Here is a 12,390-nt window from a genome sequence, read left to right on the forward strand (position 1 = left end):
TCGTCGGGCTTCGCCGCCGCGATCGCTGCGCGCCAGCCGGGGCCGGCCGCGGCCAGCACGGCGGGGGCCAGCGCCGCAACGGCGATCGACCCGCGCGAGATTCTGGCGTCGTCGCACAGCTTGGCGAAATGCTCGGCGGCGCGGCCCGAATGGAGCAGCGCCACCGCCTCGCCTTCCCGAAGCGCGGTCAGCGCCTTCTCACCCAGGCGGCCGATCGCGGCGCTGCGATAGACGATGCGCCGATCGATCGTGATCGCGTCATGCCCGACGTCGCGATAATCCTCGCCGGCGAGGTGCAATGCGCGCGCAACGCCATTCTCCGCCGCCGCATCGAGCATCATCGCCGCATCGCCGCGGCCGGTGCGGATATCGGTGAAGCCCGCCGCCTTCAGAGCGCGCGCGGTCGCGGCACCGACGGCATAGGCGGGCATCGCGGTGAAGTGCTTGAGGCCCTTGCCGGCCTGGCGCACGGCATTGGCGCTGGTGACGAACAGCGCGTCATAGTCCTGCGGACCGGGCGTTGCCCAGGCGATCGGTTCGATCTGGAAGATCGGCGATATGATCGGCCGCCAGCCTTCGTCGAAGGCGCTCTTGGCGGTCAGGCTGGCCGCGGGCTCGGGGCGCAGCACGAGGAGCGGGCGGCGGCTCATGCGCCGGTGAACAGCGCGCGCAGGCGCGGCGAGGCTGCGTCGAGCAAGCGGTGGGCCAGCGTCGCCGCATCGGCGGTGCGCAGCAGCAGCGCTTCGCCCGAGCGACATTCGCTGCCGTCCTCGGTCAGGATCTCCGCCCGCAAGTGCAGGCCCGCGCCCGAACGAACCGCGAGCGCGGCAACCGGGGAGCGGCAGTCCGCGCCGAGCGCGGCGAGCAGCGCGCGTTCCGCGGTGACGCAGGCGTCGGTCGTCTCGTCGTCGATACAGCCGAGCAGCGCCCGGATCTCGCTGCTGCGGGCCAGCGTCTCGATTCCGACCGCGCCCTGGGCGGGCGCCGGGAGCATCTCGTCGGTCGAGATCGGATGGCCGATCTCGCTGCGCCCCAGCCGGTCGAGTCCGGCGCCTGCCAGCAGCGTCGCTTCGGCCTCGCCGGCCGCCAGCTTGGCCAGCCGCGTGTCGACATTGCCGCGGAACAGCACGATCTCGGCATCGGGCCGCGCGCGCCGTACCTGCGCCGAGCGCCTCGGCGACGATGTCCCGACCCGCGCGCCGCCGGGCAGCGCGCCGAGCGAGTCCGCACCGATCAGCCTGTCGCGGACATCGGCGCGGGGCAGCATCGCGGCGATGACGATCTCGGCCGGCCGGATCGTCTCGACATCCTTCATCGAGTGGACCGCGAAATCGATGTCTCCGTCGGTCAGGGCGCGGTCCAACTCCTTGGTCCACAAGGCCTTGCCGCCGACCTCGGCCAGCGGCCGGTCCTGGATCCGGTCGCCGCTGGTCTTGATGGTGACGATCTCGATCGCCTCCTCGCCCCAGCCATGCGCCGATCGCAGCGCCGCGATCACCATGCGGGCCTGGGTCAGCGCCAGCGGCGATCCGCGGGTGCCGAGGCGCAAGGGGCGGGAAGGGGCAGGGGTCGTCATTCGCTGTCCTTAGAGAAGAGGCCGGTCGAGCAAAAGCTCTTCCCTGTCATTTGCTTTCAGCGGGTCGAAGCAGCCCCAGCCGCTCGCGCCGCATCCAGCGCCAGACCAGCAGCACCGCCACCACGCCCAGCCCGGAGGCAAGGCCGAGCCAGATCCCCACGCCGCCCATGCCGAGCGGGAAGGCGAGCAGCGTGCCGACGCCGATGCCGATCACCCAATAGCCGACGGCGGCGAAGATCATCGGCACGCGCGTGTCCTGCAGCCCGCGCAGGATTCCCGAGCCGACCGCCTGCGCGCAGTCGACCAGCTGGAACAGCGCGGCCACCGCCAGGAAAGAAACCGCGAGCCGGGTGACCTCGGCATTGGCGGGCGCATGGACATCGATGAAGCCGCTTATCAACAGCCGCGGCGCGCCGATCAGCAGCGCCGCCGAGAGCAGGGCGAAGGCCGTGCCGAGGATCAGTGCCAGCCAGCCGGCGCGGCCCGCCGCCGCGCCGTCGCCCCGGCCATGGGCATAGCCGACGCGCACCGTTGCCGCCTGGCCGATCCCCATCGGCACCATGAAGCACAGGGCGGCGATCTGGATCGCGATGGCATGTGCGGCAAGCGACGCCCGGCCGATCAGTCCCATCAGGAACACCGCGGCGTTGAACACCGTGACTTCGAGCGCGAGTGTCACCGCGATCGGCAGGCCGACCCGCCACACCGTGCGGAACCGGTTCCAGTCGGGAACCCAGAAGCGGCCGAACAGCTGATAGCGGCGGAAACGGCGATCGAGACTGACCACGGCAATCATGCCCAGCGCCATGAACACCGCCGACAGGAAGCTGGCGAGGCCGGCGCCGCGCAGGCCCATCGCGGGCAGCCCGAAATGGCCGAAGATCAGGACCCAGCCTGCCAGTGCATTGAATGGCACGGTTGCCAGCGTGACGATCACGCCCCAGATCGGTCGCTCGAGCGCCGCGACATAATTGCGCAGGACCAGGAACAGCAGATAGGGCAGCAGCGCCCATTGCAGGCTGAGCATCAGCCGGGCGGCGCCTGCGGCTAGCGCGGGATCCTGGCCGAGCAGGACGAGTATTTCCTCGCTGTGCCAGAGCAGCCCCCAGCTCGGCAGGCAGATCAGCGCGCCGGCCCAGATGGTCTGGCGCACGCTGCGGCGGATGTCGCGCACCGAATGGAGCCGCCGCCCGCGTTCGCTGGCGATCAGCGGCGAGGCGGCGGTGGTGAGCCCGATCCCGAAGATGAGGAAGGCCGTATAGAGATTGAGGCCGAGCGCGCCGGCCGCCACCGCGTCGGCACCGAGGTGGCCGAGCAGCAGCAGATCGGTGGCGGCAATGGCCGACCAGCCGAGATTGCCGATGATCAGCGGCACGCTCAGCGACAGGAGCGCGCGCGCCTCGGTACGCCAGGGCGTCTCGGAAGTCACGATTGCGGACATGCCGCGCTCCTTAGCCTTGCCGGCGCAGCGCGGGAACCCTGCCGGCAGTTAACATTCCGGTCCCGCTCGCCTACAGGCGCTGGATGGCCATCATCCTGGGTATCGAATCGAGCTGCGACGAGACCGCTGCCGCGCTGGTGACGAGCGACGGCCGCGTGCTCGCGCATCGCCTCGCCGGACAGGAAGAGGCACACCGGCCGTTCGGCGGCGTCGTGCCCGAACTGGCGGCGCGCGCGCATGTCGAGATGGCGGTGCCGCTGGTTGAGGCGGTGCTGGCCGATGCCGGGCTGAGGCTCGACCAGGTCGATGCGATCGCCGCCACGGCGGGGCCGGGGCTGATCGGCGGGGTCATGGTCGGGCTGATGACCGGCAAGGCGCTCGCCCATGCCGCGGGCAAGCCTCTGATCGCGGTCAACCATCTCGAAGGCCATGCGCTGTCGCCGCGCCTCGCCGATCGCGATCTTGCCTTTCCCTATCTGCTGCTGCTGGTTTCGGGCGGGCATTGCCAGTTGTTGCTGGTCAACGGCGTCGGCGATTATCGCCGGCTCGCCACGACCATCGACGATGCCGCCGGGGAGGCCTTCGACAAGACCGCGAAGCTGCTGGGCCTGGGCTTTCCGGGCGGCCCTGCGGTCGAGGCGGCGGCCCGGCTCGGGGACGCGAAGGCCGTGCCGCTGCCGCGCCCGCTGCTCGGCAGCGCCGAACCCCATTTCTCCTTCGCGGGCCTGAAGAGCGCGGTGTTGCGGGCACGCGATGCCGGCATCCACAGGCCAGAGGATGTCGCCGCGTCCTTCCAGCAGGCGGTGGTCGACTGCCTGATTGATCGCACCACGCGCGCGATCGGCGCTGCCGACGGCGCGATGGCGCTGGTGCTGGCTGGCGGTGTCGCCGCCAATCAGGCGGTGCGTGGTGCGCTCGCGGCGCTCGCCGAGCGATCGGGCCTCGCATTCGCCGCGCCGCCGCTGTGGCTTTGCACAGACAATGGCGCGATGATCGCCTGGGCCGGGGCGGAACGCTTCGCGGCCGGACTGATCGACGATATGGAGGTCCCGGCCCGTGCGCGCTGGCCGCTCGATCCCGGAGCCGAGAAGGCGCGCGGCGCCGGAGTGAAAGCCTGATGATATCTGGAGAGACGATGAAGCTGCAGAGGCTGGGTGTGATCGGCGGCGGCGCCTGGGGCACCGCAATGGCCCAAGTCGTCGCGAGCGACGGGTCGGATGTGCTGCTATGGGCGCGCGAGCCCGAGGTGGTCGACGCGATCAACGAGACGCACTGCAATCCGATCTTCCTGCCGGTGCTGCCGCTCAGCAAGCGGGTGAAGGCGACCGACGATCTCGCGGCTATGGCCCACTGCGATGCGCTGGTCGTCGTCGTCCCGGCGCAGTTCGTGCGCCACCTGCTCGCCGCCCTGCCCGCCGGCGCGCGCCCGCTGGTGCTGTGCGCCAAAGGTATCGAGGCAGGCACGCGGATGCTGATGTCCGAGGTCGCCGAAGCGGTCGTGCCCGGCGCGCCGATCGCCGTGCTGTCGGGGCCGACCTTCGCGCATGAGGTGGCGGCAGGGCATCCGACCGCGATAACGCTGGCCTGTGCCGACGAGGCGGTGGGGCTGGCGCTTGCGGAACGGCTGCGGCGGCCCGGATTCCGTCCTTATCTGTCGGATGACGTGGTTGGCGCCGAGATTGGCGGTGCGGTCAAGAATGTGCTCGCGATCGCCTGTGGCGTGGTCGACGGCGCAGGGCTTGGGCAGAACGCCCGCGCCGCGCTGATCAGTCGCGGCTTTGCCGAGATGGCGCGCTTCGGCCTGGCCCGCGGCGCCAAGGCCGAGACACTGGCCGGGCTGTCGGGATTGGGCGACCTCGTGCTTACCTGCTCGTCGGTCAGCTCGCGCAATTTTTCGCTGGGCAAGGGCCTGGGCCAGGGCATCCCGGCTGCGGAGCTGCTCAGCGACCGCCGCACGGTGGCGGAAGGCGCCTCGACCGCGCCGGTCCTCGCCGAGGCCGCGCGTGCGGCCGGGGTCGACATGCCGATCGTCGATGCGGTCTGCGCGCTGCTGACCGGGGGCGCCAAGGTTGATGATGTCGTGAAGGCGCTGCTGGCGCGGCCGTTGAAGCAAGAGGGAAAGTAGGTGAGGTCCGCCCGGGGTACAGGCGGAATGTGCGCCACGCCAACGTGGTTCGAAGAGACAAGCGCGTGCAGCGCGTCCGAGCGATAGCGAGGATAGCCAAGGCCGACGGACGTCGGCCGCCCGGCGCCTGAGGGCTATATCGAAAAATCCTTAGTTAGGATTATCCGCCGTGCCGCCTGCCTCGCCGACCGACCCGACCCGGCCGATATTGCCGAACAGCTCGCGGAAGAAGCCGCGCTTGCTGCCCAGAGTCGGGGTCTTGTCGCCGTAGAGCGAGACGCTGGCCACCTTTTCGAGACCGGTGCGCTCGACGGAGGCGACGTTGCCGCGCTCGTCGAAATGAATCGCGAGCACCGTCTGGCCGACTGGCTTGGGTGTACGGAAACCGATCTGCTTGGTGTCGCGGGCGACATAATACCAGGTCTTGTCCTTGTCGAACTGCCCCGCGAACGTCGGGCGACCCAGGGTGCGGCCAACCGATTCGCGATTGTCGATGCCGGGCTGGACGGTGCCGATCAGCGTGGAATCGACCACATAGCCCTTATGATCGCGGGTGCGGGCGCACCCTGCGGTCAGGCCCAATATGGCGAGCGCGCCGAGCAGAGCGGCCGTTCGCGACAGGGTCCGGGGCATCAACATCTCCTTGAAACACGCAGTAGCAGCGCCGACCCTTGCGGCGCGCCCGATCCGCCTCAATATGCGCGGGAGCTACCCAGTGGCAAGATGGGCTCGCGCAAGATAGAGGGCGGGGCTTGATGCCCGCTGAACGGGCTGAGGAACAAGACGTGAATTTCCTGAAGACATTGTTCGGGTTCGGGCCTGACCCGCGCGAGGCGTTGATCCCGCTCTACAACTCGGTCGTCGCCGAGGCGCGCCAGCCCGCCTGGTATGCCGAGATGGGCGTGCCCGACACGCTGGACGGCCGCTTCGACATGGTGTCGGCGATATTGTCGCTGGTGCTGGTCCGGATCGAGGCCGAGGGCGATGCAGGCCGCGGTGCGAGCGCGCGGCTCACCGAAGTGTTCATCGACGACATGGACGGACAGCTGCGCCAACTTGGCATCGGCGATGTGATCGTCGGCAAGCATATCGGCAAGATGATGGCGGCGATGGGCGGGCGGCTCTCGGCCTATCGGGCAGCGATCGGCGACCGGATCGCGCTCGAGGAGGCGCTGGTCCGCAACCTGTGGCGCGGCGAGCCCGCCGCGGACGCGAAGCCGGCGCTGGTCGCTGCGCGGATGCAGGCGATCGCCGCGCGGCTGGAGACGCTGCGCTGGGATGATCTTCTCGCGAATGGCCTGCCCCGATGACGCCCGAATTCTCACGGCCGGTGCGGATCGACACGCTCGGCGAAGGCGGACGGACGCTGACGGTGGAAGCGGATCCCGCCGAGCGGGCGGCACTGGCGCGGCGCTTCGAGCTGATCTCGCTCGAGGCATTGTCGGCGGATGCGGCGCTGCGCCGCGAGGCGGACAGCATCTTCGTGGAGGGGCGCATCCGCGCGTCGGTGGAGCAGGCGTGCGTCGCCACCGGCGCGGCGGTCCCGGCGGCGATCGACGAGCCGTTCAGCCTGCGCTTCGTGCCTGCGGGACAGGCGGCGGGCGAGGAGATCGAACTCGATGCGGAGGATGTCGACACGATCGATTATGAAGGCGGCGCGATCGACCTGGGCGAGGCGGTCGCCGAGACGCTGGCGCTGAGCCTCGATCCGTTCCCCCGCGCGGCCGATGCCGATGCGGTGCTCAGGGAAGCGGGGGTGCTGTCGGAGGACGAGGTGGTGGCCGGCCCGTTCGCGGCGCTGCAGGCGCTGAAGGACAAGCTGGGCTAGCTGGGGCTTGTTCCGCCTTTACTCAGCCTCGCGCCACTGAGTGGCGGTTTACGCCCCTCCGTCATGCTGAACTTGTTTCAGCATCCACTCTGCCCCTCGGGAACGCTCCCGCGCCGGAAAGTGGATCCTGAAACAAGTTCAGGATGACGGCGACGGGTGGACGAGGAGGAGCGGAGAATGAATCGATCGAATCGAAATCAACTCTACGCCCTTCGTCCGACCCACCACAGCACGGCATAGCCGCAGACTGCGGACAGCAGCGAACCACCCAGCACGCCGATCCTGACCTCGTCGCCCAGCATTGGACCGTCGAAGGCGAGCCCGCCGATGAACAGGCTCATCGTGAAGCCGATGCCGCAGAGCAGCGCGACGCCGTAAATTTGCACCCAACTCGCACCCTCGGGCGGCGCGGCCAGTCCCAGCGCTGCCGCGAGGCGGATGCTGCCGAAGATGCCGACCTGCTTGCCGACGAACAGCCCCACTGCGATCCCCATCGGTAGTGGCGCGAGCAGATCTTTCAAGCCGATGCCGCCCAGCGACACGCCTGCATTTGCAAAGCCGAACAGCGGCACGATCCCGAATGCCACCCACGGATGGAGCGCCGCTTCGAGCCGCTCGAGCGGGGAGCGATCATCCTCGCCCAGCGGTATCGCCAGCGCGGCCAGCACGCCGGCGATGGTCGCATGCACCCCCGACAGCAGCACGGCCAGCCAGAGCGCAGCCGCGAGCAGCAGATAGGGCCAGAGCACCGCGACGCCGAGCCGCCCGAGCGCGAACATCGCGGCGAGGAGCAGCGCCGCAGCCAGCAGCGCGGGACCGCTGATCGCCGGGGTGTAGGCGAGCGCGATGATCGCGACCGCGCCCATGTCGTCGACGATGGCGACGGTGGTCAGGAACAGCTTGAGCGAGGTCGGGGCGCGCGACCCGAGCAGCGCGAGCACGCCGATGGCGAAGGCGATGTCGGTCGCGGTCGGGATCGCCCAGCCGCGCCACAGCCCCCCCGTCCCGCCGGTCCACAGCGTGTAGAGCAGCGCCGGCATTGCCATGCCCGCTGCGGCGGCGATGAAGGGTAGGGTGCGATCCGACCAGCGCGCCAGATGACCGCAGACGAACTCGCGCTTGATCTCCAGGCCGACCAGCAGGAAGAATAGCGCCATCAGCGCATCGTTGATCCAGTGGAGCAGGCTGAGCGGCCCGATGGACGCCTGGAGCAGGTCGACATATCCGGCGGCGAGCGGGCTGTTCGCCACCAGCATGGCAGCGGCAGCGGCGAAGATCAGGACGACCCCGCCGGCGGCCTCGGTTCCCAGGAATCGGCGGATCATCGACTTCATCGCGGCACGCTAGACGTGCGAACGCGGAAAGTCGAAGCGAGGAGATGTGCCCGTCCGCGGCCCATTCAGGGCACCAGCACCGTGTCCTTCGCCTCATCGAGCAGTTCGGGATAATCCAGCGTATAATGCAGTCCGCGGCTTTCCTTGCGGTGCAGCGCGGAACGCACGATCAGGTCGGCGACATCGACGAGGTTGCGAAGTTCGATCAGGTCCGGCGTGACGCGGAAATTGCCGTAATAGTCGGCAACTTCCTGGCGGAGCAGCGCCACCCTGTGCGCCGCCCGTTCCAGGCGCTTGGTCGTGCGGACGATGCCGACATAGTCCCACATGAACCGCCGTATCTCGCGCCAGTTGTGCTGGACGATGACTTCCTCGTCGGAGTCGGTGACGCGGCTCTCGTCCCAGGGACGGATTGGCGGCGGTGTCGGCATCTCGTCGAAATGGCGCTTGATATGCTCGGCGGCGGCGTCGCCGAACACGAAGCATTCGAGCAGTGAATTGGACGCCAGCCGGTTCGCGCCGTGAAGGCCGGACTGGGTCACCTCGCCGGCCGCGTACAGGCCGGGCAGGTCGGTGCGGCCCTTGAGGTCGATGAGGACGCCGCCGCAGGTATAATGGGCGGCCGGCACGATCGGGATCGGCTGGGTGGTGATGTCGATGCCGAGCTTCAGCAGCTTGGCGTGGATCGTCGGAAAATGCCCGGTGACGAAGTCGGCGGGTTTGTGGCTGATGTCGAGATGGACATAGTCGAGGCCCAGCCGCTTGATCTCATGGTCGATCGCCCGGGCGACGATGTCGCGCGGCGCCAGTTCTGCGCGCTTGTCGAACCGCGACATGAACCGGCGGCCGGTGGTGGGCAGCTTCAGTTGCCCGCCCTCGCCGCGCATCGCCTCGGTGATCAGGAAATTCTTGACCTCGAGATTGTACAGGCAGGTCGGGTGGAACTGCATGAACTCCATGTTGGAGACACGGCAGCCCGCGCGCCACGCCATCGCGATGCCGTCGCCGGTGGCGCCGCGCGGCGATGTCGAGAACAGATAGGCCCGGCTGGCGCCGCCAGTGGCAAGGATGGTGGCGCGGCCGGTGAAGGTCTCGATCGTGCCGGTCGACCGGTCGACCGCGTAGACGCCCCAGATATGGCCATCCCCGGAATAGCGCTCGCCATGCCGGCTGGTGATCAGGTCGATCGCCGCCCGATCGGGGAAGAGGGTGATGTTCGGGTGCGCTTCGGCGGCCTTCTCGAGCGCGAGCTGGACGGCTTGGCCCGTGGCGTCGTCGACATGGACGATGCGGCGGTGGCTGTGCCCGCCCTCGCGGGTCAGGTGCCAGCGGTCGTCGCGTCCGCCGCCGGGATTGAAAGGCACGCCCAGCTTTGCCAGCTTCTCGATCGCCACCGGCGCATTTTCCACGACGAATTCGACGGCGGTGCGGTTGTTGAGTCCCGCGCCGGCAATCATCGTGTCTTCGATGTGCGATTCGAACGTATCGCCCGGCTCGAGCACCGCGGCGATGCCACCCTGGGCCCATGCGGTCGAGCCGTCGGAGATGCCCGCCTTCGCAAGCACCCCGACCTTGAAGCGATCGGCAAGGTTGAGCGCCGCGGTCAATCCCGCAGCACCCGAGCCGATCACTACGATGTCGAAATTATAGGCGGCCATCGCCCGCGCCAGGATTCTGAACGGAGGCGGCGTTGTTCTGGCGCGTGAGATTCAGGAAAACATCCTCCAGATCGGCTTCCTGGGTCGAAACGTCGACGATGCCGAGCCCCTCCCGCTGTACCGCCGCCAGCACCTCGCCGGCGTTCACCTTGTCTTTGGAATAGGTTATGACGAGTGTTCGGCTGCCCTGCAACTCGACCTTGTCGAAGCACACCGCATCGGGCGCCTTGTCGAGATCGCGGTCGACCGTCACCGATACCGCCTTCTCCTGCGCCATGCCGACCAGTTCGCGGGTCGGCTGGTTGGCGATGACGCGGCCATGGTTGATGATCGCGATGCGATCGCACAGCTGCTCGGCTTCCTCGAGATAATGGGTGGTCAGCACGACGGTCACGCCGTCGGCATTGAGCGCGCGCACATATTCCCACAGCTGCTGGCGCAATTCGACGTCGACGCCCGCCGTCGGCTCGTCGAGGATCAGCACCGGCGGCGAATGGACCATGGCCTTGGCGACGAGCAGCCGCCGCTTCATGCCGCCCGACAGCGACCGGGCATAGGCATCCGCCTTGTCGTGGAGATGGACGGCGCGCAGCAGCGCGTCGGTCTGCCGCCTGGCCTTGGGCACGCCATAGAAGCCGGCCTGGTTTTCGAGCGTCTCGCGCGGGGTGAAGAAGGGATCGAACACGATCTCCTGCGGCACGATCCCGATCGACGCCTTGGCGTTGCGCGGGTCCCTGTCGATGTCGAAGCCCCATATGTCGACATGGCCGGCGGTCTTGTTGACCAGCCCGGCGAGGATGTTGATCGTCGTCGACTTGCCGGCGCCATTGGGTCCGAGCAACCCGAAGATTTGCCCGCGCGGAATGTCCAGGTCGACATCGAACAGCGCCTGCTTGCCGCCCTTATAGACCTTGGACAGGCCCCTTATGCTGATCGCCGCGTCACTCATGGCGCGCGGCATAGCGGGTGCGGCGCGCAGGTGCAAAGGGGGAAGGGCTAGTTCCTTTCCGAAGGATCAAGCCCTGGGCGGCACCGGCAGGCAGTCGAGCCCCGCGCCCGCCGCCGCCGCGCAGAGCGCGATCGCGGTCGAGCGGTCGGTCACCGGGCCGATACGCACGCGCACCAGCTGGCCGTCGGGCGTCTCTTCATAAGCCGGCTCGAAATCGGCGGCTCGCCTCATCCGGCTGCGGATCCGGCCCCAGGCGTCGCGCGCGGCGCGGTCGCCCGAATAGGCGCCGAGCTGGATGCGCCAGGGCGGGCCCGCCGCGGGCGGCGCGGCTGCGCTGGTCAGTGCGACTGCCGCACGCTGGGTGATCGGACCGCCCCTCTGCCAGGCGGCCAGCTCGGTCTGGTAGCGCGCATAGGCGCGGTAGAAATCGAGGAACGGCGCCATCAACCGGTCGAGCGCGACCGGGGCGAACGCTTCGAGCCCTTCGGCGGGCAGGGCCGCGGCCTCCGCGGCCACCGCGCCCGCCACTGCGCAGAAGCGCGCCTGAACCGGTGGCTGCGCGAAGAAATTATAGACCTGGGTGACGTGCGCGTCGGTCGCGGCGGCACTGCCGAGGCGCTGGCCTTCGGCGCGATAGGCGGCGGCGAGCAGCTTGCGCTGGCGACCGAGCAGGCGGTTGTAGTTGCGGGCGATGCTCATCGTCCCCGGTCGATCGCAGGTCAGCGCCGCGACGTTAAGCGCCGCGCGCAGGTGCCACATCACCTCGCTGGGCGAGAGATCCGAGTTGATCGTCCGATAGCCGCCCTTGCCGTCGGCGGGTGGCAGCTTCAGGCTGTCGATCGCGCCCGCGGGCGGTGCCGGTCGTGCCGGGGCGTGGAGCTTCGGCGACGGTGCCGGCTCGACGGTCTTCCTGCCGCAACCGCTCGCCAGCAGGGCCGCTGCTCCGGCCGCCGTCCAAAGCCCGATGTTCGATCGCACAGCCGATCCTCCCGCACGGACCATGCGCGAGCCCCATCGCCGTGTCAGGAGCCGCTGCGCCCATCCGAGTCCGTTCCGGGCCGGGTCGAATCGCCGGGCCGCCAGCGCGCGCGCTCCAGCGCGATGCCGGCCAGATTCTGCGCCCGGCCGGCATGACGGAGCCGAACCCGATCGAAGCTTTGCGCGGCTGATCGAAAGCGTTCGAGACAACGCCGCGCTTCGGTCGACGCTGCACGCTGCACGCCGTTCGCCTGCCGGATCACCGACAGCGAGTCCCCGACCAGGATGATGTCGCGCAGGCCATGGGCGGCGGCGATCTCCAGCGCGTGCAGCAAGGCCAGCCATTCGGCCTGCCCATTGTCGCCGTGGCCCAAGTCGCGCCGGATAACGGCGAGGCCCCGCAGCACGACGGCGCTTTCCATCGGCCCGGGATTGGGGCGGCAGCCGCCGTCAAAATATAATTTTACCGCACGGCCGTGCTTTTCGTTCACCTGCGCTTCA

General features: G+C 69.0%; 13 protein-coding genes. 4 read left to right on the forward strand and 9 right to left on the reverse strand.

What is annotated here, in order from left to right:
* The 3 genes from AC1DPF_RS12360 to AC1DPF_RS12370 all read right to left on the reverse strand — a co-directional run.
* Positions 1-650, reverse strand: a 650-nt coding sequence (locus AC1DPF_RS12360) for a uroporphyrinogen-III synthase (protein ID WP_477961634.1), incomplete at its 3' end; no start/stop codon positions are given.
* Positions 647-1,576: a hydroxymethylbilane synthase gene (gene hemC / locus AC1DPF_RS12365; RefSeq protein WP_477872740.1), complete on the reverse strand. Its 930-nt coding sequence runs from the start codon at positions 1,574-1,576 to the stop codon at positions 647-649. The genes hemC and AC1DPF_RS12360, both read right to left, overlap by 4 nt.
* Positions 1,577-1,622: 46 nt before the next feature.
* The gene (locus tag AC1DPF_RS12370) at positions 1,623-3,017 is read right to left on the reverse strand and encodes an MATE family efflux transporter (protein WP_477961636.1); all 1,395 of its coding nucleotides are present in this window, start codon (positions 3,015-3,017) and stop codon (positions 1,623-1,625) included.
* 83 nt (positions 3,018-3,100) lie between these two features.
* Here AC1DPF_RS12370 and tsaD point away from each other — a divergent pair, with 83 nt between their 5' ends.
* Positions 3,101-4,135 carry a tRNA (adenosine(37)-N6)-threonylcarbamoyltransferase complex transferase subunit TsaD gene (gene tsaD / locus AC1DPF_RS12375; RefSeq protein ID WP_477961638.1) on the forward strand — a complete coding sequence of 345 codons (1,035 nt, stop codon included), beginning with the start codon at positions 3,101-3,103 and terminating at the stop codon, positions 4,133-4,135.
* A 17-nt stretch (positions 4,136-4,152) separates the two neighbouring features.
* Positions 4,153-5,142 (forward strand): NAD(P)H-dependent glycerol-3-phosphate dehydrogenase, encoded by a 990-nt coding sequence (locus AC1DPF_RS12380; protein WP_477961640.1) that lies wholly within the window; start codon positions 4,153-4,155, stop codon positions 5,140-5,142.
* Positions 5,143-5,292: 150 nt separating this feature from the next.
* On the opposite strand, the gene AC1DPF_RS12385 is transcribed toward AC1DPF_RS12380, so the two are convergent.
* Positions 5,293-5,775, reverse strand: coding sequence for an outer membrane protein assembly factor BamE (locus tag AC1DPF_RS12385; protein ID WP_477872748.1), 483 nt, complete (start codon positions 5,773-5,775; stop codon positions 5,293-5,295).
* 152 nt (positions 5,776-5,927) lie between these two features.
* Here AC1DPF_RS12385 and AC1DPF_RS12390 point away from each other — a divergent pair, with 152 nt between their 5' ends.
* The gene (locus tag AC1DPF_RS12390) at positions 5,928-6,452 is read left to right on the forward strand and encodes a ubiquinol-cytochrome C chaperone family protein (RefSeq protein ID WP_477961642.1); all 525 of its coding nucleotides are present in this window, start codon (positions 5,928-5,930) and stop codon (positions 6,450-6,452) included.
* Complete coding sequence (locus AC1DPF_RS12395; RefSeq protein ID WP_477872752.1) at positions 6,449-6,970, forward strand: YceD family protein; 522 nt, start codon at positions 6,449-6,451, stop codon at positions 6,968-6,970. Before AC1DPF_RS12390 ends, AC1DPF_RS12395 begins: the two co-directional genes overlap by 4 nt.
* Positions 6,971-7,173: 203 nt before the next feature.
* Here AC1DPF_RS12395 and nhaA read toward each other — a convergent pair whose 3' ends face one another.
* From nhaA to AC1DPF_RS12420, 5 genes are all read right to left on the reverse strand, one after another.
* Positions 7,174-8,304 (reverse strand): Na+/H+ antiporter NhaA, encoded by a 1,131-nt coding sequence (gene nhaA / locus AC1DPF_RS12400; protein WP_477961644.1) that lies wholly within the window; start codon positions 8,302-8,304, stop codon positions 7,174-7,176.
* A 65-nt stretch (positions 8,305-8,369) separates the two neighbouring features.
* On the reverse strand, positions 8,370-9,962 hold the full coding sequence (gene nadB / locus AC1DPF_RS12405; protein WP_477961646.1) for an L-aspartate oxidase: 1,593 nt from the start codon (positions 9,960-9,962) through the stop codon (positions 8,370-8,372).
* The gene (locus AC1DPF_RS12410) at positions 9,949-10,911 is read right to left on the reverse strand and encodes an ABC transporter ATP-binding protein (RefSeq protein ID WP_477872758.1); all 963 of its coding nucleotides are present in this window, start codon (positions 10,909-10,911) and stop codon (positions 9,949-9,951) included. The genes nadB and AC1DPF_RS12410 overlap by 14 nt, the downstream gene beginning before the upstream one ends.
* Before the next feature lie 66 nt (positions 10,912-10,977).
* Positions 10,978-11,889 carry an SPOR domain-containing protein gene (locus tag AC1DPF_RS12415; RefSeq protein ID WP_477961648.1) on the reverse strand — a complete coding sequence of 304 codons (912 nt, stop codon included), beginning with the start codon at positions 11,887-11,889 and terminating at the stop codon, positions 10,978-10,980.
* A 44-nt stretch (positions 11,890-11,933) separates the two neighbouring features.
* Entirely contained in the window at positions 11,934-12,311 is a 378-nt protein-coding gene (locus AC1DPF_RS12420) for a reverse transcriptase-like protein (RefSeq protein ID WP_477961650.1), read from the reverse strand.
* Positions 12,312-12,390: the final 79 nt, after the last annotated feature.

The organism is Rhizorhabdus sp. P4_G6 (genome assembly GCF_056401045.1).

What these genes read in the sequence shown, in the direction of transcription:
- AC1DPF_RS12370 (WP_477961636.1), bottom strand. Translation starts at nt 3,017, where the DNA reads ATGTCCGCAATCGTGACTTCCGAGACGCCCTGGCGTACCGAGGCGCGC.
- AC1DPF_RS12420 (WP_477961650.1), bottom strand. Translation starts at nt 12,311, where the DNA reads ATGGAAAGCGCCGTCGTGCTGCGGGGCCTCGCCGTTATCCGGCGCGAC.
- AC1DPF_RS12380 (WP_477961640.1), top strand. Translation starts at nt 4,153, where the DNA reads ATGAAGCTGCAGAGGCTGGGTGTGATCGGCGGCGGCGCCTGGGGCACC.
- nhaA (WP_477961644.1), bottom strand. Translation starts at nt 8,304, where the DNA reads ATGAAGTCGATGATCCGCCGATTCCTGGGAACCGAGGCCGCCGGCGGG.
- nadB (WP_477961646.1), bottom strand. Translation starts at nt 9,962, where the DNA reads ATGGCCGCCTATAATTTCGACATCGTAGTGATCGGCTCGGGTGCTGCG.
- tsaD (WP_477961638.1), top strand. Translation starts at nt 3,101, where the DNA reads ATGGCCATCATCCTGGGTATCGAATCGAGCTGCGACGAGACCGCTGCC.
- hemC (WP_477872740.1), bottom strand. Translation starts at nt 1,576, where the DNA reads ATGACGACCCCTGCCCCTTCCCGCCCCTTGCGCCTCGGCACCCGCGGA.
- AC1DPF_RS12385 (WP_477872748.1), bottom strand. Translation starts at nt 5,775, where the DNA reads ATGCCCCGGACCCTGTCGCGAACGGCCGCTCTGCTCGGCGCGCTCGCC.
- AC1DPF_RS12395 (WP_477872752.1), top strand. Translation starts at nt 6,449, where the DNA reads ATGACGCCCGAATTCTCACGGCCGGTGCGGATCGACACGCTCGGCGAA.
- AC1DPF_RS12410 (WP_477872758.1), bottom strand. Translation starts at nt 10,911, where the DNA reads ATGAGTGACGCGGCGATCAGCATAAGGGGCCTGTCCAAGGTCTATAAG.